This is a genomic window from Nostoc sp. ATCC 53789 (assembly GCF_009873495.1).
Taxonomy (GTDB): domain Bacteria; phylum Cyanobacteriota; class Cyanobacteriia; order Cyanobacteriales; family Nostocaceae; genus Nostoc; species Nostoc muscorum_A.
In genome coordinates, this window is record NZ_CP046703.1 from 4,753,183 (window position 1) to 4,776,989 (window position 23,807).

17 protein-coding genes and 1 pseudogene are annotated in these 23,807 nt (G+C 40.8%); 10 read left to right on the forward strand and 8 right to left on the reverse strand.

Annotated elements, in window-relative coordinates; all coding sequences use genetic code 11:
• The first annotated feature begins 92 nt into the window (after positions 1 to 92).
• From GJB62_RS19615 to GJB62_RS19625, 3 genes are all read left to right on the forward strand, one after another.
• The gene (locus GJB62_RS19615) at positions 93 to 1,394 is read left to right on the forward strand and encodes an ATP-binding protein (RefSeq protein WP_114082990.1); all 1,302 of its coding nucleotides are present in this window, start codon (positions 93 to 95) and stop codon (positions 1,392 to 1,394) included.
• On the forward strand, positions 1,394 to 2,026 hold the full coding sequence (locus GJB62_RS19620) for an RloB family protein (protein WP_114082991.1): 633 nt from the start codon (positions 1,394 to 1,396) through the stop codon (positions 2,024 to 2,026). The genes GJB62_RS19615 and GJB62_RS19620 overlap by 1 nt, the downstream gene beginning before the upstream one ends.
• Positions 2,027 to 2,294: 268 nt before the next feature.
• Entirely contained in the window at positions 2,295 to 3,104 is an 810-nt protein-coding gene (locus GJB62_RS19625; RefSeq protein ID WP_114082992.1) for a PEP-CTERM sorting domain-containing protein, read from the forward strand.
• A 77-nt stretch (positions 3,105 to 3,181) separates the two neighbouring features.
• Here the strand turns inward: GJB62_RS19625 and ebsA are convergent, their stop codons facing one another.
• A complete protein-coding gene (gene ebsA / locus GJB62_RS19630; protein ID WP_012410470.1) occupies positions 3,182 to 3,556 on the reverse strand; it encodes a type IV pilus biogenesis protein EbsA in 375 nt (124 codons plus the stop codon).
• A 693-nt stretch (positions 3,557 to 4,249) separates the two neighbouring features.
• Here ebsA and GJB62_RS19635 point away from each other — a divergent pair.
• Positions 4,250 to 5,656, forward strand: a complete 1,407-nt coding sequence (locus GJB62_RS19635) for a glycosyltransferase family 2 protein (RefSeq protein ID WP_114082993.1) — start codon at positions 4,250 to 4,252, stop codon at positions 5,654 to 5,656.
• Between the two features lie 89 nt (positions 5,657 to 5,745).
• Here the strand turns inward: GJB62_RS19635 and GJB62_RS19640 are convergent.
• Both GJB62_RS19640 and dnaX read right to left on the reverse strand, forming a co-directional pair.
• Positions 5,746 to 6,821, reverse strand: a pseudogene (locus GJB62_RS19640) (IS1634 family transposase).
• Positions 6,822 to 6,944: 123 nt separating this feature from the next.
• A complete protein-coding gene (dnaX, locus tag GJB62_RS19645; protein WP_114081803.1) occupies positions 6,945 to 10,352 on the reverse strand; it encodes a DNA polymerase III subunit gamma/tau in 3,408 nt (1,135 codons plus the stop codon).
• A gap of 376 nt (positions 10,353 to 10,728) precedes the next feature.
• Here dnaX and GJB62_RS19650 point away from each other — a divergent pair, with 376 nt between their 5' ends.
• Complete coding sequence (locus tag GJB62_RS19650; RefSeq protein ID WP_114081804.1) at positions 10,729 to 11,427, forward strand: hypothetical protein; 699 nt, start codon at positions 10,729 to 10,731, stop codon at positions 11,425 to 11,427.
• Positions 11,428 to 11,597: 170 nt separating this feature from the next.
• Entirely contained in the window at positions 11,598 to 15,554 is a 3,957-nt protein-coding gene (locus tag GJB62_RS19655; RefSeq protein WP_114081997.1) for a tetratricopeptide repeat protein, read from the forward strand.
• A 68-nt stretch (positions 15,555 to 15,622) separates the two neighbouring features.
• Here GJB62_RS19655 and recR read toward each other — a convergent pair whose 3' ends face one another.
• Positions 15,623 to 16,180: a recombination mediator RecR gene (recR, locus tag GJB62_RS19660; RefSeq protein WP_245245965.1), complete on the reverse strand. Its 558-nt coding sequence runs from the start codon at positions 16,178 to 16,180 to the stop codon at positions 15,623 to 15,625.
• Positions 16,181 to 16,824: 644 nt separating this feature from the next.
• On the opposite strand from recR, the gene GJB62_RS19665 reads away from it, so the two are divergent.
• A complete protein-coding gene (locus tag GJB62_RS19665) occupies positions 16,825 to 17,436 on the forward strand; it encodes a LuxR family transcriptional regulator (protein ID WP_114081806.1) in 612 nt (203 codons plus the stop codon).
• Positions 17,437 to 17,631: 195 nt separating this feature from the next.
• Here the strand turns inward: GJB62_RS19665 and GJB62_RS19670 are convergent, their stop codons facing one another.
• Positions 17,632 to 18,114, reverse strand: a complete 483-nt coding sequence (locus tag GJB62_RS19670; protein ID WP_114081807.1) for a DUF4168 domain-containing protein — start codon at positions 18,112 to 18,114, stop codon at positions 17,632 to 17,634.
• A gap of 109 nt (positions 18,115 to 18,223) precedes the next feature.
• Entirely contained in the window at positions 18,224 to 19,213 is a 990-nt protein-coding gene (gene holA / locus GJB62_RS19675; RefSeq protein ID WP_114081808.1) for a DNA polymerase III subunit delta, read from the reverse strand.
• A gap of 172 nt (positions 19,214 to 19,385) precedes the next feature.
• Between holA and GJB62_RS19680 the strand changes: the two genes are divergently transcribed.
• A complete protein-coding gene (locus tag GJB62_RS19680) occupies positions 19,386 to 20,177 on the forward strand; it encodes a DUF1868 domain-containing protein (RefSeq protein ID WP_181852840.1) in 792 nt (263 codons plus the stop codon).
• 105 nt (positions 20,178 to 20,282) lie between these two features.
• Here GJB62_RS19680 and GJB62_RS19685 read toward each other — a convergent pair whose 3' ends face one another.
• Entirely contained in the window at positions 20,283 to 21,068 is a 786-nt protein-coding gene (locus GJB62_RS19685; protein ID WP_114081809.1) for an RDD family protein, read from the reverse strand.
• Between the two features lie 45 nt (positions 21,069 to 21,113).
• Positions 21,114 to 21,959 (reverse strand): hypothetical protein, encoded by an 846-nt coding sequence (locus GJB62_RS19690; RefSeq protein ID WP_114081810.1) that lies wholly within the window; start codon positions 21,957 to 21,959, stop codon positions 21,114 to 21,116.
• Between the two features lie 80 nt (positions 21,960 to 22,039).
• On the opposite strand from GJB62_RS19690, the gene GJB62_RS19695 reads away from it, so the two are divergent.
• Complete coding sequence (locus GJB62_RS19695) at positions 22,040 to 22,993, forward strand: stage II sporulation protein M (RefSeq protein WP_114081811.1); 954 nt, start codon at positions 22,040 to 22,042, stop codon at positions 22,991 to 22,993.
• 101 nt (positions 22,994 to 23,094) lie between these two features.
• Positions 23,095 to 23,664 (forward strand): Uma2 family endonuclease, encoded by a 570-nt coding sequence (locus GJB62_RS19700; RefSeq protein WP_114081812.1) that lies wholly within the window; start codon positions 23,095 to 23,097, stop codon positions 23,662 to 23,664.
• Positions 23,665 to 23,807: the final 143 nt, after the last annotated feature.

Below are 23,807 nucleotides of genomic sequence, written 5' to 3' on the forward strand. Positions count from 1 at the left end.
TGGTTTGTTGTGGTAGAAGTGGAGATTTGCCTACCTTTAAGATAATATTTACGTGAATAAATCACAAAAAACTGACTTGTGGGCGTTAAATTATGCTTGTAGATTTTACAGTCGAAAACTACCGCTCAATTAAAGAACCTGTAACCCTAAGTGCGGTTGCTCAAAAATACAGCGATCGTCAGACAAGCCAAAGTAGCAAACGCAAACGGGTAAAGTCAGATCATGAAATTGCACCTGGATACCATGTTGAGGGGTGGGATATTGAGCTTTTACCTGTTCTAACAATTTTTGGGGCTAATGCTTCAGGTAAGAGTAATGTTATCCAAGCTCTGGATTATTTATTGCTCATAATGGCTTATGGCACACAGGAAGCAGTGCAATTCTACAGAATCTTAAAATATGCAAAACTAGACCCTTTTAAATTAGATAGTATCTCTGCTCAAAAATCCACAAGATTTGAATTAAGAACTTTATTCGATAATAATATCTATACTTATTCACTAGTAATTAATAAAAATAATATCATCTCAGAAAACTTAGACTATGCTTTAAACACAACTAAACGGACTCGTCGTTTATTTCATCGTCAATGGGATGAGAGTAAAAAAAAATTTATATGGAAAACTGGTGATGATTTTGCTGGAGCACATAATCAACTTCAGGATAATATTAGAGAAAATGAGTTATTTATTAGTACATTAGTAAAATTAAAAATAAATATAATTAAGTCTTTTACAAATTGGTTAGGAAGTGGATGGCGTGGAATTAGCTTAGGAAGTGAAGATTTTGACCGTGTTTCGATTACGGTTATACAAGATGCTAGTATTTATGTATTCAATGAATTACTTAAACAAGCATTAAATATTGTACAGAAGTCTGACACTGGACTCTCTAGAATAGAGTTAAAAAAGAAATCTGATGCTCAGGCTGACTACAACATATATGCTGTACATAACACTGATGATGGTAATGAAATCCAGTGGCTTTTCGATGAAGAGTCTCTTGGTACTCAACGTTTATTTTACTTAGCATTCCGGGTAGTAGCAGCTTTGAACATAAGCGGATTGATAATTGTTGATGAATTAGGCACAAATATTCATCCTAATATTGTAAGAACTATTATCAAAATATTTCAAAATCCTAAAACTAATCCCAGAAATGCTCAACTGATTTTGACAAGTCATGATAACACCTTACAAAGAAATAACTTGTTACGCCGTGACCAAATTTGGTTTACACAAAAGCGCCCTGACCAAAGCACTGAGTTGTATCCCTTAACTGATTTCCATGTGCGAAACGATTTGGCGATTGACAAAGCTTATTTAGATGGTCGTTTTGGAGCAGTTCCGTTTCTCCCATCTGAAGAGGAAATGATTTTACAGGGTGATGAGTAGTGCCAAGAAAGTTAAATCGTCGTCCACCTAGCAGGAATATTGCTCAGAAAATACTAATTGCTTGTGAAGGAAGTAAAACAGAACCAATTTATTTCAATAGTATCCGCAATGAATTACGTTCATCAACTTTAGATATTATTGTATTGCCTCATCAAAACAAAACTGATCCACGTAGCATTATTGAAAGACTCATTGAAGAACGACAGCAGAGAGAAGATAACCAGCAGTGGAGTAAAGAAGATGAGGCTTGGGCTGTTTTTGATGGAGATGAGCATATTGAAAAGAGTCTGGAAAATTGGCAAAGTGCAATAAATCGGGCTACAAGCCAAAAGATTAATCTCGCAATTACAAATCCTTGTTTTGAACTCTGGTATTTAATTCACTTTCAAGACCATTTTGCACAAATCAATCGTGATAGGTTAGTTAATTTACTCGGCAAGCATATACCCAACTATGACAAATCAATGTGCTTGTATCCAAAACCATTGAAATCATTAACTGAACAAGCGATTCAACGTGCTGAGAAGATGGCAAAGCAGATAGAACGGAATGAATTATCTGAGCATTCAAATCCCTGCTGTAGAGGCTTGCCTAAACTGATTAGTAGTTTATTAAGCTTAGAGAATAGTTAGAAAAATTTATCTGTATTACTTGATTGTACAGAATAAACGCTAGTTAAATTCAGCTAAAAAAACTAAAATTAATAGGCTTATGATAAATATTGTTTAAGTTGAATCACAATTTAGATAAAATGTTCCCGTTTTTGATCAAAATATTTTTTGTTTTCGATAAAGCTTACTTCACAAACTTGGGAATAATAAACTGTGCCTGAGAAAAATTTTAAATGAATCTCAGCATATTACGTGTGTTTATATCGGCGCTTCAAGGAGCAAGTTGTTAATGAAAGTAAGTTTATCAGGGATTAAGCTAGGTTGTGCAATTCTTAGTGGCAGTTATTTAGCAGCAGTGACGATCGCTTTAAGTGGAACAAGTGCTTTTGCTGCTCAATTCATTACAATTGAAAGCACTGGTACATTATCAGGAACAATCGAACTTCCCAGAAATAATCCGAATTTTAATAACAGTATTACTCGTATTGATACGGATGACACTGGAACTTATTACCGGAACTTAGGTACTAACAATAATCCTAATTATGTTCCTGTATACCAGTCAGACTATTTACAGGTAGAAACACGCTCTGATGGAAGTCTGCATTACTTTGTCGACTTTAAAGGTATTCCCTTTGTCTCGTTCGATGGTGTTCTCACATCGCCGGTTCTCTCTGGTGGTCAGTTGACACCCTATAAATACCAAGGACAATTAGCAGGAACCAAATTTCAAGGAGTAGTTCAGGATGAATTTAATTTCATAAAAGCCTTATACGCTGGTACTGTCACCGATCCAGACACCGGAAAGCAGTATCAGGGCACTTTTGAAGTAAGTGGATATGGAATGCGATATAGCGATCGCAATGGTAGCTCAACTCCCACAGTCTTTGATTTCCAGTCTGATATCCCAGGTTCGCCAACTGTAACATCCTTGAACATCACTAATGCTACCCTGGCGAATTTAAGAATCAAAGTACCTATTGATGAAACTTCTATTCCAGAACCTGCTAGCATTCTCGGCACTTTTTTGGTAGCTGGTTTTGGTATGGTTTTGAAAAGAAAAAAACACATCTGCCCTAAGAAGATGTTTTTAAGGTGAGAAGCTGGTAAGTTTTATAATCACACAGGATAGTTTTAAAAACGAGCCGAACTAGCAAAAGTCCGGCTCGTGTTTAATCAATCATCTATACGCAGTAGCTTGCGGTAAAACGGTTGTGAAAAATCGGTCAAGCGATGGCGTTTATAGTTGTCCATAACTTCAATTAAAAAATTAATAAACTCGAAACTAGCCATCATTAGTTCGTAACTCAAGTCAGCATTGCCATCAAACTGAATTCGGCAACGGGTTAAGTCTGAGGGTAAAGTAGCAACATTCCAAGATGCGACAAAAGGGACATGTTCGCTAGCTTCTATCTTCCGGTGTCCCTCCAAAACCCCTTTTTGATAGAGACTGATGGCATAGGGTAAAAAATTGCGCTTAGTACCTTGGACGTAAGGTAAGTAAACACTAGCTTGTTGTTGATTAGCAGGCTGGAGTTGCTCAATAGACATGGTTAAATATTCCTCAAGTTAGTTGGCAACTAGGGATATTAGTGGATGTTAGTAGTGTTCCCAAAAGATGTGTCTAAAGCACATGGTAGAAAGAGGGAGTGGGAATTGGGAAGAGGACTTGGGGACAAGGAGAATTGGGGACAAGGGGAAAGACTTGTTTCAAGTTCTCACCTCTTGTCCCCTTGTCCCCTGCTCCCCGCGCCCAGCCCCTCTGCCTCTTCTCATACTCCATAAATGAAGTTACTGCTAAGAAATATTAAAATTTCGGTTACAATAAGGCTGCATTAACTTTGATCGCAGCTGGGCGCAATAACATAACATGAAAAAACCACACTATAAATTTGTGGATGTTATTATTGCTATTTCTTCCAACAATAAGCTGCTGTCACCTTGGTATGACTTTGCCTAAACCGGAATTCTCATTAGAGAAAGTCCGACTCTACAAGCTTCCTCCCCAAGTGGGTATCAAAGGAATCAAGCCTCTGTCTAAGAGTAGCAAAGGTGGTTAATGCTAAGTAATTACCCAGAGTGACAGTGACAACAAAAGTAGTCCCGGCGGCTTTTGGCTTAGGGATAGCGGGTATTGCAGTTTGCCCATTCCGATTAAAATCGGGAAAAGTAGCTTAGGGATATTTGTCCGTAAAATTACTAACTGTAGACAAATACTGGTTTTTGAATCAAGCAACCTAACCTATGCCAGCGAATTCCTGGCCCGAAGAAGATTCTTATCAAGAGCTTGATCCGCTCAACTCCTTGTTGTCTGACCTATCAGTAGATGAGGAGTCAGTGTTAGAGACAGATCCTATGTCTCTACCATCCCGGTTTCAAGGTCGTAGAGGCAAAGCAGCTCTAGTCTTGACTATCGTCTGGAGTGGCACGATCGCTCTACATTTAGTTTCTTGGGCTTCCATATTTATTCTAGGACTGACCACTATTCTAGGATTTCATGCCTTGGTGGTCGTGTTTACTAAATCTCGTCGCTATCCAAAAGAAATACAGGGAGATTTGCCCTTTGTATCTGTGTTAGTAGCTGCGAAAAATGAAGAAGCAGTAATTGCAAAATTAGTCAAAAATCTTTGTAACCTGGAATATCCAGGTGGGCAGTATGAAGTATGGATTATTGACGATCACAGCAGTGATAGCACGCCACATTTATTAGCAGAACTAGAACAGAAACACGAGCAACTGAAAGTATTAAGGCGTTCAGCAGAAGCTAGTGGCGGTAAATCAGGGGCGTTAAATCAGGTGTTGCCTCTGACAAAGGGCGACATAATAGCAGTATTTGATGCTGATGCCCAAGTGACACCAGACTTACTGCAACAGGTAATACCTTTATTTCAGAGAGAAAAGGTGGGGGCGGTGCAGGTGCGAAAAGCGATCGCCAACGCTAAAGATAACTTTTGGACTAAGGGGCAAATGGCCGAAATGGCCCTTGATACCTGGTTTCAGCAACAGCGCACTGCCCTTGGCGGTATTGGCGAACTGCGGGGTAATGGTCAATTTGTCCGGCGTTCAGCCTTGGAAAGCTGCGGTGGCTGGAATGAGGAAACTATTACCGATGATTTGGATTTGACAATCCGCTTGCATTTGGATAAATGGGATATTGAGTGTGTTTTCCATCCAGCAGTGCAAGAAGAAGGTGTGACAAATGCGATCGCACTTTGGCATCAACGCAACCGATGGGCAGAAGGTGGTTATCAACGCTATCTGGATTATTGGGATTTAATTCTCAAAAACCGCATGGGAACGCGCAAAAGCTGGGATTTGCTGATTTTTATGCTGATTATGTATATCTTACCTACAGCAGCAGTACCAGATTTGTTGATGGCGATCGCGCGTCATCGTCCACCAATGTTAAGTCCCATTACAGGCTTGTCCGTTACCATGTCGATGGTAGGGATGTACACAGGTCTAACGCGCATACGTCAAGATCAGAAATTCTCACTTTCTACATATCTTACGATGCTGGTGCAAACCCTGCGTGGCAGTTTATATATGTTGCACTGGTTGGTCGTCATGAGCAGTACTACTGCCCGGATGTCGGTAAGACCAAAGCGCCTAAAATGGGTGAAAACCTTGCATACGGGGCATGTGGAATAGCCCCTTTGGGGAATTAAAAATTAAAAATTAAAAATGCAAAATTACCAAAAATAATTTTGCATTTTTTTATCCCACATTCCGCAGGTTAGTTAAGAAAGAAGATAATATTTTCGACAAGGAGCGCCAAAAAACTGAAGAATCCATTGCCTTTCATGGGTTAAGTTGGCAATTTGCTTGATTTGGGAGACGGTAACCAAATGAATTGACATAAAACATTGGAACACCCAACGTAAGGTGGGAGTAGAAGTTGGTTTACCCAACTGATTATCAATAGTTTTTTTTGCCCGTTCTAAGGCTTGACGTAAAGCTCTTTGACCCAGACTATAAACAAGCAAGCACAAACCCATAATCATTGCTAATGCGGCAACTCGCTCAGTCGAATTGAGAAAGACACTGGAAGTAAAAAATAAAGGGTCTTTGAGAAATCGGAAACCACGCTCAGTAGACTGCTGTGCCTTATATTCACGTAAAACATCTTCATCGCTGAGTTCTTCGGCATCGAGGACATTGGTCGCTAAAATAAATCTTCCAGCGCGTTTGGTTTCGATGGCGATGGCTATTTCCTTGGGTTCTAGCGTGGCATCGACTTGGTAGTAAAAGGTAGGGGCAGCATCCTTACTGGGTCTACCACGTCCAGTATGTTTTTTTACTTCCTTAACCTGGATATTAGCCAGTTGGTGTAAGGGCAACTTAGAACTGAGCCGTTGTGCCGCAATCAGAGCATCTTTTGAGCAAGCAAATTCTTGGTTTGACAACTGCCGAAGTTCGGATTGGGCAACTGATAACTTTTTAATTAAACGTTTTTCCAACTGCTTGAGGTCAGCTTCTTTTCTGGCTTGACTTTCGTTAGTCCCGCCTCATATAATTTGTCCAATACTCGACCCAAACGGTCATCGTTTAAGTGTTCTGGACGTATTCCTTCTCCTAAAAGATGCTCGGTAGCTTTGCCTACGAAAAACTTTTCAAACAAATATAACGGCGCACTCACGAATCCTAATCCGTTTAAAATCATTGCTTTTACAACTTGACCTGCACTGATGATTTCTTGAGAGTGAGTTCCCAGCAGTCGGTTAATTTGTTCTACTAAATTCATCTCATCACAGATGCCTGCGACTATGCCGCAGTGGTCAATATCCTGTACCCTGATATTTAATGATGCTGTCATGCTTCTAAAATGCAGCATTTAGGTCATTTTCAAAAATACAGCATTTACGAGCGCACCTGCGGAATCTGGGTTTTATCAGAAGAATGGGTTTTAAACCCCGTGCTTCACGCAATGCTTTAATTGTCACTCATCATCAACTTCTGATTCCTCTACCCATTCAGGTGTAGCTATGGAATCGGAGAATTCTGTTGAATCCTCAGTGAAACGGATAATTTGTCCGTTGAAGAATTCTGCTAGACGTTGAGCAGCGATCGCAACTTCATCAATTTCCCAATCAGATCCGGGTGTTCGCTGTGGCGCTGGAGGCAAAGTTTGCGCCCCATTTCTATTTGCCCCGTTTCCACTTGCTCCATTTCCACTTGCTCCATTTCCATTTACCCCATTTCCATTTGTCCCATTCCCATTTTTTGCTAGCGGCTCAGTTTTGAATGGTGCTGGTGCTGGCGTTGCTGGCTGTGGTACTGGCGCTGGAGGCGAAATTTGCTGGCTGTAACTAGGAGTAGCTGGTTGCTGAACACGACTAGAGTCTTTTGGCGGAGGAGTTTTCCTAGCTGAGTTAGGAGTTACAGAGCTTATTTGTTCCAGATTTACCTGAACTTCACACCCAAAAGTCTGCTGGAAAGCAGCCTTCATCATCGGGAGATCAGACTTAAGTGTTTCATACCATTTAGATCCTTTAACAGCAATACGCGCTACAGTACCGTTAAACTCTATTAGCTGGCACATTTGCCCCAGTAAAGCTTGTCTGGAAGGCATTGGAAAATTAGCCCGCACCTGTTGCCAAACCTGCGTTAAATCATATTGTGCTTCTCCAACAACTTCTGAAGTTACTGCTTCAACGTTCGCAGGCGATACGGGTACAGTTACAAGTTCTGGGGTTGGTGGTGAAACTGAGTTAGGAGCAGAATTGTGATTTGTTTGCTGTTCAACTGCGCCAGATGAAGTGACAGGCTCATTTTGGGCAATCGCTACATGATGGTTTGTAGTCACTGAGCCTTGTCGAAGTGTAGAGTTATGATTTGTTTGCGGTTCCGTTACCGGTAAAGAAGAGACTGCATGATTTTGGGTAACTGCTGGAGGATAGCTTGGAGATACAGCAGGTGGGTTAACTCGCGGCGCGATATTTGGAACTTGTGGTTGAATATTTGCCGTCGCACTGGGTAACAATCCTAGTAATGTTACTTCCAACCACAAACGCGGCTGGGTGCTGTTTTTAATTTGCACTTCAGCTTTTCGTAGGTGTTCCTGTCCTGCCAAAATCACGCTCATATCGAAGTATTGAGCAAACTCAACCAACGCCGTCCAGGTTTGCTGAGTACAAGCAACTAAATCGTGGCGGTTCGGTGCTGTTTTGGCTATGAGTAAATCGCGGTAGAAAGCGGCGAGATTTTGCAGAAGAATTAGGGGTTCTCGACCACGATCAAGAATTTTGTGGGTACTGTCAAGAACTGCTTCAGGTTTATCTTGAGCGATCGCATTTAGAAGTCCCAGTAAGTCCTGTTCGCTTACCGTCCCGACCAAATCCCAAACTCTATCTGGTGTCACTTCACCCGCTAACAAACCCAATTGATCGAGTAAGCTTTCGGCATCTCGCAACCCTCCCTGAGAAAGTTGGGCTACCAGGGTTACGGCTTCGGGTGAAATATGAATGCTTTCATAAGATGCGATCGCACTTAAATGCTTAACCATCGCCTCTAATTGAATACGTCTAAAATCAAACCTTTGACAGCGCGAAATAATCGTTGGTAACACCCGTTGCGGGTCTGTTGTCGCCAATACAAAAACCACGTGTCTCGGTGGTTCTTCTAGGGTCTTAAGTAGCGCATTGAACGCTTGGGTACTGAGCATGTGGCAATTATGTACCAAAAGCCCGTTTGCTACAAAGTTATGATTATCTGCTACTTCAATATCGTAAACTCGCTCAACCCCAGCGAGGTGAACAGATTCGACTGTCTCCAAACTTGTAATCCATTGAGGGGATGGAATATTGTTTAAGGTCTGCGAGCCATTTTCTACTGGTGCTTGCGCCCATCTGGATGTAGTGGTATGTTTTGCCTGTACTACTTCTGGTATAAAACTTTGTTGCGGCTGAATATCCCATTGCTGTAAGCCAACTGGCGATGAGTTGATTTTCAGCGCCGGAGAATCCTTCTGTATGCAATTGAATTTGTGGACTTCCTTGTGGACTGAGACTGAGTGAGCCATCATCCATGTACCACCAAGCAAGTCCTTCTGGGGTAATTCGATTAAGCCAGTCCATAGAGACGAGCTTTTTATCCCCATTTGGTTTAACGATTTCCAAGACATCTTTGAGTTGGGGATGACAAGCGGTGTTACAGGTAACTGATATGTTCCCGTATCCTTTGTTACCTGTAATTCGCAGTTTTGGACGCAATTCTTCAAGGCGATAAGCTTTGTATTCCAACCATTCTTGCTGCTTTTCTGAGTGTGTCCAACACAATCTGGGGAATCTGCTGTATTTATTGGGATAACTGATAGAGCAATCTCCAAGTAAGGTTCCGTAGATAAGTCCAAGTGCGTTTGGCTGGATAACTGCCGCATCCGCAAGGAACTTTTCTGTTCTAAGTTTCCAGATTCCGTGTCCTTTTTTATATGGATGTTTTTCCCAACGAGACTGGATGCTGATGATTCCTCGTCCTTTTTTTTGTAAAAAGGTTGGGATATCGAGCTTTTCTCCGCACCCGCAAGCACAGAAAGGTCGGAGTAATTCGGCTTGTTTAAGGATAGATTCCAAGTCGTATGATTTTTGCCCAGATGTATTGCCTTTAAATTGGTGTCCGCTAACAAACCTTCGGGTGCGTCCATCGATACCAAATTTGTAAATGAGGATGCCGCATCCGCATTCACAGGGGATAGTATCTTCACTCCTTCTTTTACGTCCTTTGCTGGTAGCCATCCCTGATTTGTCCTAATTAAATGATTACCCGTACATCTAATTTCTCTATTAGTTGTTTTGATAACCAGGGTTTGTCTTTCCCCTTGATCTAACCACCTGACAACTTTCTTGAATTCCCACTTACCTAATGAGTCGTTGTAACTCAGAACCTTCTTATCTTTAATTTTGGGATCATCAATTCTTTGAAGTCCCTCGTCAGTCAAAACCAGAGAATCTCCAGTTAAGCATTCATCGATTACATAAACCTTGTAACGACACTGCACAGGGGCAAACTGGGCTTTTTCAATCAACTCGCGGATATTATCGACACCAGTGTTACTAGCAGCATCGATTTCAATTACATCTAAAGCGTAACCCTTGGTGATTCCTTGACAAACATCACACACGCCACAGGGTTCAGCAGTGGGCCGATCGCTTTTGAGACAATTGAGAGATTTAGCTAAAATCCGGGCACTAGAAGTTTTCCCCGTACCTCTTGGCCCTGTAAATAAATAGGCGGGGGCTATTTTGGATGTGCCGATCGCATTCGTGAGGGTGGTAGCGATCGCCTCTTGTCCCACCAGTTCAGCAAAACTTTTGGGGCGATATTTATGGTGCAGGGGTTCGTAAGACATGGAAAAATAGACTTCAATGCCTTTCAACGTTAATTAGTAGCACCGAGTCGAGTTTGGGATTCAATTATTTTAAACTCTCGTACCTGCTTTCTTCATCGATGTTGCTATAGCGCTTACACTCAACTAATGCCGTCAATTTTGGCACTCAGGAAAGCAAGCAACTAGATCATAATTCTTTACTATGATTTCAACATCAATGTATCGGAATTATAGCATAGCATTTAGTACATTTGTTCTCATCAAAAGTAGGAAGTAGGGAAAAAAGAACTAATGACCAATGACTAATGACCAATGACCAATGACAAATGACAAATGACAAAGAACTAACGCCATAGTCCAGTGCGATCGCTACAATTTTATAGATAAGCAAAACTCGATGGTGCAGCAGATGCTCAAGCGGCTATTTCAATGGCTCAAAAAGCTTTTTCAGAGCTTGTTCGGTGGAAAACAGAATGTCTCAAAATCTAGAGGGAATATCCCAAAAGAACCAGCCCCACCCCTAAGCGATACGGATCTGGAATTTCTCTTCACCGAGCTGTTGCAAGGAGTACATCAAGCACGAGGGGAAGCCTGGGCGCAAAAGTGGCTGCATAATATTGAACATCGGATTACAACTGAAGACTGGGTTCAGTGGTTAGGGCGCTTTGGTGAAAAATTGCTAGCATCACCGACACCGAATAATGAAATAGCTGCACGGTTAGTACAACTGGGTGAGTTGGATATCGGAAAAATCGGAGATGTTGCCTATAGTATTGGAATGCAGTTGTTGACGCGCAATCAAGGCGAACCAATTTGGGAATATGAAGGGCCAGATGCTCTTAGTACGACTTTACAATCTGAGACAACGCCCTCGATATCAGAGTCAGTAGATGCGCCAGAGAATCCCCCAGAGGGAGAATATCAAACTGTCACCCTAGAAGAGTTGTTTGTAATGTTGCAAGAGGATGAAAACTTACGCCAGCAGATTGCTCAACAGCTTGCCGTTGAGACAGATGATCCACAAGTGCTTGTCCAGGCATTGATCAATCAATTGTATCCTGCCGGTCAATCGACTACAGAGCAAGCAGAAAATTAGTCGAATCGGGAATTGTAACGTTGTAATGCTTTACTCTTGAATTTTGGTATATTTTTTGCTAACCTGCGACGGAAGCGCTGTCCCGATCTAATGGATTTTTACGTAATTGATGATTTTTTTAACACAACGATGGCTACAATCTAGAAAAACAAAATCCAATAGTGTGGCAGATGCTCAGGCGGATATCGCAGTCGCTTAAAAGGCTTTTAAAGCGCCTCATTGAAAGTAAGCAGGCTAGTTCTCTTAAGGGTGCGAGAGGACATAATCTGGTGGAGGTACTACCAGAACTAACCAATGCTGATCTGGAACAATTGTTTATCCAATTGTTAGAAGGCGTGCATCAAGCACGAGGACGACAGTGGGCATTGAGGTATCTGCAACGGGTTGAAAATCGGATTCCGGCTGAACGCTGGATAGATTGGTTGGTGATGTTTGGTGAAAGCTTGCTAGCTTCACCTGCACCGAATCCTCTTTTAGCATCACAGATGGTGCAATTGGGGGAACTTGGTGTTGGCAGAATTGGAGATGTTGCTTATGACATTGGCATCCGTATGATGCAAAACTCACCTATACAGATAGAGGATGAGGAGAATTATCCAGAAGCGGACTTAGAAATTACTCCTGAACAATATGGGGTAGAAATCGCTCCTGGGGAAGAACTGATCGGCAATTTAGGCGAGCAGTTATGGGAGCATGATGAGCCAGATGTCATAGAAACTACTCCTGGGGAAGAACTGATCCGTAATTTAGGCGAGCAGTTATGGGAGTATGATGAGCCGGATGTCGTAGAAATTACTCCTGGGGAAGAACTGATCCGCAATTTAGGTGAGCAGTTATGGGAGTATGATGAACCAGATGTTGTAGAAATCACAACCGATGAAGAAATTATCCCAATTTCGCCTGGGCAAGAGCTAATTCGTAGCTTAGGTGAGCAGTTATGGGAATATGATGTGCCAGCTGTTGAACCAATCACCTCAGCATCTGAAAATGTCTTTTTTGAGGAAAGATTCACCGAAAATTTAGAGGAACTGGTATTGGAGTATGAAAGGGAAGAAACCCAAGCCACAATACCTGCAAATCTCCCTCTCCCCGCAAAGGAAGATTCAATCACCTCGTTAGCCCAACTGCGGTTCGATGATGAAGAAGTTGTTCAAAGTACAACAGGAGTAAATCTCCTTTCTACTAGGCCAAGAAGTGAATTAACAACTTCTCCCTCGGTGGAAAATTGGGATAGCACTTTGACAAATTTAGAGCCAAATGTAGCTAATACATTAGATGAGTTGTGGGTGAAATTGGATCAAAGTACCAATTTAGTCCAGCAACTTGCTTCTAACTTGGCAGTTCAAAGCAGTAATTCTCCCGGTATTATTGAGCGACATAGCGATAATCCGATTACCAACGCTCAAGGATGGTTTTACCAAGGTCTAAGCCAAGCGAAAACAGGTGATTTGTTAGGCGCGATCGCGTCTTACGATCGAGCTATTGAACTTCAACCTGAAGTCTCAGAGTATTGGTTTAATCGAGGCTTGACACTGTTCCATTTAGAACGTTTTGAAGATGCGATCGCCTCTTACGAAACCGCCATAGAACTAAAACCTGACTTCTACAAAGCTTGGTACAACCGGGGTGGAACTCTCGGAGAATTAGGATATTTTGAAGAAGCGATCGCTTCTTTTGACAAAGCTATAGAAGTCAAGCCAGACTACCAAGAGGCTTGGTCTAGCAAGGGTTTGGCATTACTGAAGTTAGGTTGGCTACCAGAAGCTATTTATAGTTACGATCAAGCGCTGCAATTGGAACCAGAAGACCAGGAAAACTGGTATCACCGAGGGATAGCCCTAGCTGTAGGCGAACAATTTTCAGAGGCGATTATATCCTACGACAAAGCCCTAGAAATTAACCCAGAGTACCACGAAGTTTGGATAGACCGGGGTGTAGTGCTGTTTAATTTAGGAAGGTGGTCAGAAGCGATCGCCTCCTGGGATAAAGCCCTTTCAGTTCAAGCCGACTTCTACTTAGCTTGGTACAACCGAGGTATAGCATTAGATAACTTAGGTCGTCGCCAAGAAGCGATCGCTTCCTATCGCCAAGCGATCGCCATCAAACCTGACTTCCACTTAGCTTGGTATAATCAGGCAGTAGCGCTGTTTTATTTAGAACAATTTGCCGAAGCGATCGCTTGTTATGACAACGCTTTGGAAATTAAACAAGATTATTGGGAAGCTTGGATTGGTCGGGGAACTGCGATCGGTCATTTGGTGAACTCGGAAACATTGCTGAATTTATCGAGTAGGATCACAGAGGCAAATCCCGACTTGCAACAGGGTGGCTACGAAGGAAAATTAGCCAGCTACGAAGAAGGGTTAAAACATCTACGGACAGATACCCACCCAGAAGGTTGGGGTAGATTGCATCTGGCGATCGCTAATACTTATTACGATCAAGGCAAAAAACATCCCAATCCCCGCGATTATTGGCGCAAAGCTGCATCTGAGTACCATCAGGCGCTGTTAACCCTGACACTAGAATATTTTCCCCTATTCCACCTAGAGGTTTTGCAATCTCTAAGCAAAGTACTGATGGGTTTGGGACAAACAACACAAGTTCAAGAATTGCTGCAACGTGGTACAGATTTATTGCGACAATTGCTGAGTGAAGAAACTCGCTCAGACGAAAGTAAAAAACAGCTAGCTTTGAAATTTGCAGGCTTTGATCAATTGGCAGTTGATTTAGCAGTAGAGTCTGGTGATTTAGTTGAAGCTTGGGAAATTGCCGAACAGGGCAAGAATGCTTGTTTAAACTGGCTGCTTTCTGGCTGGAATAATAATATTTACTCGCCCCATTATGGTGCAATTCAACAACTATTTAACCCCACAACAGCAATTATTTACTGGCATATTAGTCCAGTCGCTCTACATACTTTCATTCTCAAAGACCAAGCGCCATCACCGATTCTCCTGTTTACACCCATGCAAGATGCCGGGGCAATACCTTTAGGAGAAGACGCTATTCGTCTCAATGAATTGCCGCTACCTGAAGCAGTACAACGCCTAATTGAATTTGAAACTTGGCTAGAAGATTGGCATCAACAATACCAAGAATATCGCACCACAGCCCAAGACAAAGAAAGTAAAAGCCAGCATTCTTGGCGAGTGGATATGGAACAGAAGCTGGTGCAGTTGTATGGCATCTTGAATATTTCCACAATTGCCCAGGAACTCGAAGGCATCACCCAACTGGTTTTAATTCCTCACCGCGACTTGTACAGATTGCCCATTCATACTCTTTTCCATCTTTCTTCCCCATCCCAGGAAGAGTTGCCGAATGTGGAGTCTAATTTCACCGTCACCTATTTACCCAGTGCCCAAATAGGTTTATCAATAAGAACTGAAGATATTTGGCAATGGCAAAATCAGTTATTGCTCAGTGTTGAACATCCTGAAAGTGCAGGTTATCCTCCACTAAAATTTGCCAAACTCGAATCTGAAGTTGTGAGCCAGATGTTCAATAATATTCAACGAATTCAGGGAGCAGAAGCTACAAAAAATATTGTTGAAAATGCCTTGTTTGATAATTACAATATTTTTCATTTTACAGGTCATGTCACTAATAATTTAGCTGAACCCAAAAAGTCAGAATTAGCATTAGCATGTGAAGAAAAACTAACTCTAGATGAAATCTATCAGCACAATCTATCAACTTACAACCTGATTACTCTCTCTGCGTGTGAAAATTTAAGTACTAATAACCACACTATCAGCAGTGAATATGTGAGTTTAGCCAGTGGTTTGGTCAGTCAGGGTGTTCCTCATATAGTTAGTACTCTCTGGAGTGTAGAATCTTCAGCTAGTGCCTTAGTAATGATAGAGTTTTATCGGAGATTACAGCCTAATAAATCAGCAGTTACTGCCTTAGCGGAAGCAACAAGGTGGCTGAAAGAACTAACTGCTGGAGAACTGACAAAATGGTATGAAGATATTTTGAATAATCTGCATCCTGAAGAATTACGGATTCAAACTTATTTAGCGACGCAACTATATAGAAATAGTAAAATGGCATCAGATAAAAATCTTTATAATCATCCTTACTACTGGGCAGCATTTACAATTACGGGTAAGCCTAATTAATACTTTGAGGTAGGGGCAATTAATGAATTACCCCTACCTCAAAATGTTTATAAACCTTTTAATTAAGCTTAATCTAGCTCCCTGCGTCCTTCTAATGCCCTTGCCAGGGTCACTTCGTCGGCGTATTCCAAATCACCACCTACAGGCAAACCAAAGGCAATCCGCGTCACCTTGGTAAATGGTTTCAGTAGCTGACCTATATATAGTGTTGTTGTTTCCCCTTCTACACTCGGACTAATTGCCAGAATCACTTCTTGAGGTTTTTGCTGATTTACCCGTCGCTGCAAAGCCAGTATATTTAACTGTTCTGGCCCAATTCCATCAATTGGAGAAATCACCCCACCCAAAACGTGATATTTGCCTTTGTATTCGCGGGTTTTTTCCAGCGCAATTACATCGCGGGGATCTGCTACGACACAGATAGTATTGTTGTCACGGTTGGCATTGCGACAGATTTCACAAACAGGTTCAGCAGATAAGTGAAAGCAAACAGAACACAAGCCTATCTGTTTTTTGGCTTCAACTAAAGCTTGTGCCAAAGCTTCTACTTCTGCTTCTGGACGCTTCAAAATATGCAAAGCCAGTCTTTGGGCAGATTTAGGGCCAACTCCCGGCAGGCGTTGCAATTGCTCAATTAACCGTGCTAAAGGGCGTGCGTAAACCGTTGTCTTATCTCCAGAATGTTTTACCTTAACTATGATGACATTTTTCAGGTACTTCCATCTGTCTGGTATGGCGTTTATTATGGAAGCTTTTGAGCCTACCTGCGATCGCTTACTTTAATCAATGTAAAATTTACTCTGCAATTTAGCATACTTAGTAAATACACGCAAGTATAAATATTTGCGTGTATATTTTTATTTCTATCTGAATAATTTTTATTTATTGGGGTGATAGCTATTTTGTAGAAGTGGCTCACATTCAACAAAACAATACGTTTGATTTTAGACAATTCATCTAGCAATGACACCTTAGGGTAGCGAGGTAAAGTCCAGCCAAATTAAATTTTGCGTCTTCCGAAATATGCTATTTCAGAGTTGTATTTAAAATGTATAACCTAAATTAATTCAAACAAAATAGATGAATTGTTGATTGAGTATTCTCAGGAGTTTGTTTTAGAAATAACACTTGTACTTACTTTCATGAGTGTGATTAGTCTGCAATATTCACCCAATTTATTCAGATAATCATCCGAAAAATAGATTAGTACATCTTCCAAGTTGTATGAATCTAACAAACAAGCACTATTTTATACATTAATTTATCTCCTATGATTGCCCTAACAAAGACATTAGTAAAAACAGTAGCAGAACCCCAACAGTTAGAGAATATTGATTTACTTAACTCCAAGCGAGCTAATTTTTTACAAGAAGTAATTGAAGGCTTAGAAGACGGTATATTAATTTTAAGCCAAACTGGTGAAGTAGTACATAGTAATGCGTCTGCTAATCGCCTTTGTTGCCAATTCAATCAAGACAATTTCAACCCGAATTTTGTACCGCCAGCTATCTGGAATCTTTGTGAATCTTTACTCAGTAGTCGGGATTTGTTTTCTGATAAACTTCTGATTTTGTCGGATGAAATTGTACTTGATAAGTCAAATATTTTTCGGATTAGGGTGAGACTGCTAGATTTAGATGGGTTTGAAGTGCCTTGCTTATTAGTTACCATAGAAAACCAATATGAGTCTGTAAAAAATGTAGCACTCACTGAAGTTAAAAAATTTGACCTCACGCCACGAGAAGCTGAAATTTGGTTTCTCTATAGAAGCAACTACAGCTATAAAGAAATTGCTATGAAGCTTTACATCACCATAAACACCGTGAAGAAGCACATGAAAAATATTCACACTAAGCGACAAGCAAACTTTTCTGATAATTGAATGATAGGACGGTAATAAAAATCGATTCGTAAAATTCTATAGATGATTACTTATTAACCTATTATCCACAAACAAGTATTTTATGAATCAATCTTTGATTGTTCTCTAAATAAAAAATACTAGCCCTTGCTTTCATACAAGGGTAGTTATTTTAACCCCGATCCTGTCTAATTTTAGTGTTGATGCAGATTTTGACTAAGGAGAATCGGGGGTTTTTTGCAGACGTAATAAGGTGTTGTAAACCTGCTGTTTTAAAAGATCGTTATTTTGTAGTTCTATAGTGATTTTGTTAAACTGATCAATGCTCAAACCATTATCTTGGACAATTTTTTGAGAGCTATTACAGTAATTTACTGCGATATCTTGAGCCTTTCTAGGAAGATCATTTATGCTGTTAGAATCGTTACAAACAATTTTGGGAACTTCTCCACTGCCAATCAGGTTTTTAATGGTTTCAAAAGCCTTTTGACGTGCTGGTTCCATTGCTAGCACTGCTTGAGCGTAGCTGTCAATTTGAGTATTGTTAGCTATTGGTGATGCAGTTTGACCATAAGCTTTTGAATTAACTGAAAAAGCGTTGGAAATGACACTCGCAGTAGCGATCGCGCCGAAAAAGAATGATTGGCAAAGGATTCGCTTTCGGCTGGATCGGGAAAGGAAATTGGAAATTTTATTCATATAGTGTGTGACACAAAACTACATCAGGGATATTATAAGGACTTTGAATTATTTTTGGAGTTGGAAGTTCCAGCAACTGTTCAATACATCAAGTTTTTATATTTGATTGTCAACTTCCTCGGCATATTTGACAAAGTTCGATGACTTTAGTCTGAAATGTTGACATTTCTGATGCTCCTTGCTTGAGGCTCACTTCTAACTCCAATAGTAGAGGTAAGCAGGAGATTAACTGTTGCACAGAAAGCAGTTTGATTTCTTGTTGTAAGAAGTAGATCCGCTTGGGATTACCGATATCAGCAGCTTGAGCGATCGCTTGTTGGTTGCGCTCACCACTTTCTATCATAATCTTGACCCATAGCCAGGTGCGAAATTGTCCAATCAATGTGGCAACTATCCGTAATCCCGGCTCGGAAGCATTGATCATATCTGCCAACGTTGTCAAAGCTTTCGCTGTATCTCCTATTCTGATTGCTGCTGCTAATTGTAAACTATTTTGAGTAGTATTTCTTACTAACTTTGTAACAGTATCTACGTCTAAAGGCTTATTGGTACCGTGGGCATATAACCGTAATTTCTCTATTTCATTGTAGAGCAATCGCGTATCATTTCCAACGGATTCTGCCAATAGCTGGGCAGTATTGGCAGTCAGTTTTACGCCCACAGTCTGGGCTACTTGATTAACAGATTGCACTAGTAATTCGGTTTTCCAAGGGGGAATGAGGGGAAATTCTCGGAATTCAGTAGCAAATTGTTTTAACAATTTCGTGGATTTGAGGCGTTCATCTGGCTTGTTGCGGCTGCTGAGTAATAAAAATGAGTTTTCGGGAATGACAGATAGCGATCGCACCAATTCCCCTAAGACGTTCTCTGGACAGTGCTGACACAGGGTTGTATTTACCAGCCATACCAAGCGCCCACCAGCGCCAAAAGTGGGTGTCATCACCTGATTTAACCCCTGGATAGCAGCATCAGCTTGATCTGGGGTGAATGCAGTGTAATTAAAACTTATCCAATTGGGATCGAGAACGCGATCGCGCAAAACAGCGATCGCCTTTTCCATCGCAAAATCATCTTCACCCCAGTAAACATAGATTGGCATAGATAAACCTCATTGGGCATGGAGAATGGTGCATTGGAGAAGAATTCTTAAAACTCCTACCTCCTAACTGCTAACTTCCTCAGCCCCAAAAACTAAATACTTTTAAAATCATTCTCTTATTCGGGGTAATTTTCCCTAAAATCTATCAAGTGAGAGCGTGAGGCTATGAAGATTGGACGACAACTATCAAACTTACTTAAATCGGTTAGCACGACTGACGCTGCCAGAAGCCTACAGATCCCAAGCCCAGCATATTCAGGAATCTTCTAAATTTCAGCCAAATTCCGGCTTGAGAGAAGCAGCGTCTTTTCCTGGGTATACGCTAATTACAACGCCTGCGGCAGAAGAAGAATCAGAAAATTCTGCTTTCTATGCCAAATTACAGACTTACCAACAGGAACTTTTGCAGTTGCCTGTAAACCGTAATTTGATTATACCTGTACCTCCTGCTAGCTTCCATGTAACTTTAGCGGATTTAATTTGGGATCATGCTTACCTTGATGCCCGCGAAAATAATCCAAAATTTGACGAGGAGTTACCCTCTTGTTTAGCCGAAATGTTTCAGCAATATCAACAATTGATGACAAATAGGAGTCATCCGATTAAATGGCAAATGCTGGGACTGATACTGATGCCAAGAGCTATAGCTGTTTGTTTAGTACCTCAAGATGAAAGCTGCTATGAGGAAATTATTAAATTCCGCCGAACAATTTATCAAAATCCCAAGTTGATTGCCTTGGGTATTGAGCAGCATTATCATTTCACTGCCCATGTTACATTAGCCTATTTTGGGGAGGTTTCATCTGACTTAGACCGCACAAGTTTCAGTACAAATCTTTCGGAATTGAATGAAAAATGGCTGTTTAATTTGCCAGAATTTTCGATCAATCGTGTCGAATTACGAAAATTTGACAACATGACACACTATTATCGTGAACCAGACTGGCCGATTTTAGATTTTTAAGTCATTGGTTAGTAGTCAGTAGTTTTCACTTACTGACTACTGATTATGATTTTGTTTTTTAGGTAAACTTAACTTTTTACCAATGCTGTAAATAAAATTTTTCGCCTAAAATTTAGGTTCTTGATATACGAGATAAACAGCTTCTAAAAATACATCAGGTGTAACAGCTTCTGGCAAGCTTTCTAAATTAATAATAGCTACTACTTGCTCGGCTAACTTTAGAGATAGTGAGGCTCTTGCCTTTAATGACATTGCAGCCCGTCGCTGCAAATATTCACGAATAACTGCAAAGTCATCGGGCAATAATTTCGATAAATCGGCGATTTGGATTAACTGTTCATAAAGTTCCTTTGCCTGTTCTGAAATTGTCAATGTCGCAGATGCAATAGGTGTTTCAGTTTGAATTACAATTGTACCGGCAGCCAAATCACCTAAACGCTTTTCACGACTACCGAACATAATTAAAAAAGCGCCAATAAATAAAGTCTCATCAAAGGGTCGTAGTAGGGAACGGAGAGTTGCTTGTTGTAACCCAATGAGCCTGCCATCATCTCGAACTACGCGAATTTTAGCAACCCGTTTACCAGGGGTTTGCCCAAACCATAAGGTTTCAAAAAATACAAAATAGCTGATGTAAATTGCAAAGGCAATAATGAAGAAAATTGCTAATAACCAAATGTCTAAACTTGGTAAACTCGTAAACAAGTCTTCAAGAAAATTTACCAGCTGCGTTGAAAAGACAGTCCAGGTAAGGACAAACAGAAGCAAAGTTATACCCAACACTGTATAGTCAATCAGCAGTGCTAAAGCTCGATTACCAATTCCCGCTAAAGTAAATTCCAACTCTACACTTTCTGGAGTCTGGAATGTGATGCGATTAAAAAAGCGCATATTTTAACCAATTGAAAATTAATAGAGTTGAATTAAGGCGTTGAGTTAACGAAAATCTTGTGTAGGAGGTTGTCTTAACTGCAAACCCAGACCTTCACGCCGAGTCCGCAAGTCCAAGTATAAAACAGCTTTTAGTGCTTGCCAGAATGGCATTATCAAAACTCCACCTACTAAGCTGCCAATCACAGAAATAAAATACACAATTCCGTAGATGACAGTACCTGGCTCAAGCTTGATGAGGAATAAGCTAGGTATATAGTTTAATACAAACACCAATGGCAGTGTAACGAAAAAAGCAACTAAAACAACGCCCTGAATGCGAAGTACCGAGGCTTTAGTTAACTCCCAACTTCTAGCAACACTTTCGCCACCATTAATATTTTCTTCAACTGCTAGCGGTACCTCAGCTACTATCCAACGAGAGTAGAACCAGGTTAGTCCCAACAGTAAAATAATTACCATTAAAATTATTGTCAATGTGGTTGTGACTATAACACCCGCAGTACCTAATATCCCTCCCAATAACGCTACCAACGCAGCAGACAGAATACCACCTGCGATCGCCAATCCTAAATAAACTACCAGCAAAGATACTCCTACTTGAAACCCAACTCTTAAAAATGACCAGAGACGCGGATTAACATGGTTGCTGGCGGCTTGGACACTTTCAGGTTGGTAAATCAATTCTCCAAAAGCCAAGCGTGAAATTAGTCCAGAGATGGCTGCATATTTTGCCCAGCCATAAACCGGAACGATAACCCACAAGTGAGCGATCGCAGCCAGTTTCAGATAAGTCTTAAGATGAGAACGATACAATCGCACCGCAGCACTGACAACATTTCCTACACTCAGTGGTTGTATCTGGCCGGAAGATCCAAAATTTTCAGACATAATGGCAAATTTTCCTTGAAACTACGGAGATGAATTTGAGGCTATCTTAAGCTAAGTTAAACTCAGTGTTCCCAAAATTCATGAATATTCAACGTTGGATTGCGCGACGAGAACCAAATTGGCAACGTCTGGATGCCTTATTAAAGCAGATAGAAAAAAGAGGGCTAAAGTCTCTACGGGCAGCAGAAATTAGAGAATTAGCGAGTTTATATCGTTCAGTAGCGGCAGATTTGGCTCGTGCCCGTACCCAGCAAATCGGCAATACTTTGATACAAAGTTTACAATCTTTAACAACTCGTGCCTATACGCAGATTTACCAAGGTTCGCGGCGACAGGAATGGCAGGCAATCCTAGAATTTTACAAATGGGGATTACCAGATGTAGTTCAGAAAACATTTGCATATATTGCTGTAGCGACGGTACTGTTCCTACTGGGGGCACTAGTGGCTTGGTGGTATTCTTGGCAAAACCCCAGCTTTATGGCTTTGATCGTACCTGAAAGTTTGATTACCAAGGTGCGAGACGATCATAAATTATGGATGGGGTCAATTGTCGGTGTTGAACCTCTGGCATCCAGCAGTATCACGATCAATAATCTGTCAGTATCCTTTGGTGCTGTTGCCGGTGGCATCACCTTTGGGCTATACACAGCCTATTTGATGATTTTTAATGGCTTATTAATTGGTGCTGTTGGCACTTTAGTTGGTCAAAATAATCTGGCTTATCCTTTTTGGGCCTTTGTGTTTCCACATGGTTCCTTGGAATTACCGGCGATCTTTTTTGCTGGGGGTGCAGGATTTTTATTAGCAAGAGCAATTTTATTTCCTGGTAAATATCGCCGTGGGGATGCACTGAAATTTTATGGTTCTCAGGCGGTGCAGCTAGTATTTGGCATTGTACCAATGTTGATTATTGCTGGTACGATCGAAGGCTTCTTTTCACCTAATCCAAGCATACCTGATGCAATTAAATATTTGGCAGGAATGGGATTATTTATACTTTTGGTAATGTATTGTAGGCGCAAAAAAGTATGAAATAATTTAGATGTTGACGGATTGGTAAATTGAAAAATATTTTAGAATAAGGTAAATACTAACGATGTCAAAAAGTATTATAAGTTGAAGCTAGGATAATCATGGTACAAATATCAAATAAAAGATTGACTCTAGAAGAGTTTCTCGCACTACCAGAAACTAAACCGTACTGTGAATACATTGACGGTCAAATTATTCCAAAACCTATGCCTCAAGGAAAACATAGCACTATTCAAGGAGAACTTTGTCCCACAATCAATTCTGTTATCAAAGTCCAAAAAATGGGTTGGGCTTTTCCAGAATTGCGTTGCACTTTTGCAGGACGTTCTATAGTTCCCGATGTCGCTGTATTTTCTTGGGAAAGGCTTCCCGTAGATGAAAATGGTGATATTGCCAATACATTTACTGTAGCACCCGACTGGATAATCGAAATTCTTTCACCCGAACAAAGCCATACAAAAGTTACAAAAAAAATCTTGCACGCTCTCAATCATGGAACTCAAATGGGTTGGTTAATTGACCCTGACGAGCGATTCATTGCTGCTTATCCTGCGGGACAACAACCTTTACCTTTTGAGGAAATTGAGTCTGTTTTACCAGTGCCAGAATTTTGTCAGGGGTTACAGTTGAAGGTAGGTGATATTTTTGGATGGTTAAAGGTGACTGCGTAACAAGTATCTCGTTCGATCCAACCTACTATTATTGCACTGAAAATATGCCAAAACTCATCATCAACAAACTAACCGATAAACACAGATTTTTATCCATTTTCTAGCAAAGTTATATTTTTTAAATTTAGTGATTTACTCATTTT

What these genes read in the sequence shown, in the direction of transcription:
- GJB62_RS19615 (WP_114082990.1), top strand. Translation starts at nt 93, where the DNA reads ATGCTTGTAGATTTTACAGTCGAAAACTACCGCTCAATTAAAGAACCT.
- GJB62_RS19625 (WP_114082992.1), top strand. Translation starts at nt 2,295, where the DNA reads ATGAAAGTAAGTTTATCAGGGATTAAGCTAGGTTGTGCAATTCTTAGT.
- ebsA (WP_012410470.1), bottom strand. Translation starts at nt 3,556, where the DNA reads ATGTCTATTGAGCAACTCCAGCCTGCTAATCAACAACAAGCTAGTGTT.
- GJB62_RS19635 (WP_114082993.1), top strand. Translation starts at nt 4,250, where the DNA reads ATGCCAGCGAATTCCTGGCCCGAAGAAGATTCTTATCAAGAGCTTGAT.
- dnaX (WP_114081803.1), bottom strand. Translation starts at nt 10,352, where the DNA reads ATGTCTTACGAACCCCTGCACCATAAATATCGCCCCAAAAGTTTTGCT.
- GJB62_RS19650 (WP_114081804.1), top strand. Translation starts at nt 10,729, where the DNA reads ATGGTGCAGCAGATGCTCAAGCGGCTATTTCAATGGCTCAAAAAGCTT.
- GJB62_RS19655 (WP_114081997.1), top strand. Translation starts at nt 11,598, where the DNA reads ATGCTCAGGCGGATATCGCAGTCGCTTAAAAGGCTTTTAAAGCGCCTC.
- GJB62_RS19665 (WP_114081806.1), top strand. Translation starts at nt 16,825, where the DNA reads ATGATTGCCCTAACAAAGACATTAGTAAAAACAGTAGCAGAACCCCAA.
- GJB62_RS19670 (WP_114081807.1), bottom strand. Translation starts at nt 18,114, where the DNA reads ATGAATAAAATTTCCAATTTCCTTTCCCGATCCAGCCGAAAGCGAATC.
- holA (WP_114081808.1), bottom strand. Translation starts at nt 19,213, where the DNA reads ATGCCAATCTATGTTTACTGGGGTGAAGATGATTTTGCGATGGAAAAG.
- GJB62_RS19685 (WP_114081809.1), bottom strand. Translation starts at nt 21,068, where the DNA reads ATGCGCTTTTTTAATCGCATCACATTCCAGACTCCAGAAAGTGTAGAG.
- GJB62_RS19690 (WP_114081810.1), bottom strand. Translation starts at nt 21,959, where the DNA reads ATGTCTGAAAATTTTGGATCTTCCGGCCAGATACAACCACTGAGTGTA.
- GJB62_RS19695 (WP_114081811.1), top strand. Translation starts at nt 22,040, where the DNA reads ATGAATATTCAACGTTGGATTGCGCGACGAGAACCAAATTGGCAACGT.
- GJB62_RS19700 (WP_114081812.1), top strand. Translation starts at nt 23,095, where the DNA reads ATGGTACAAATATCAAATAAAAGATTGACTCTAGAAGAGTTTCTCGCA.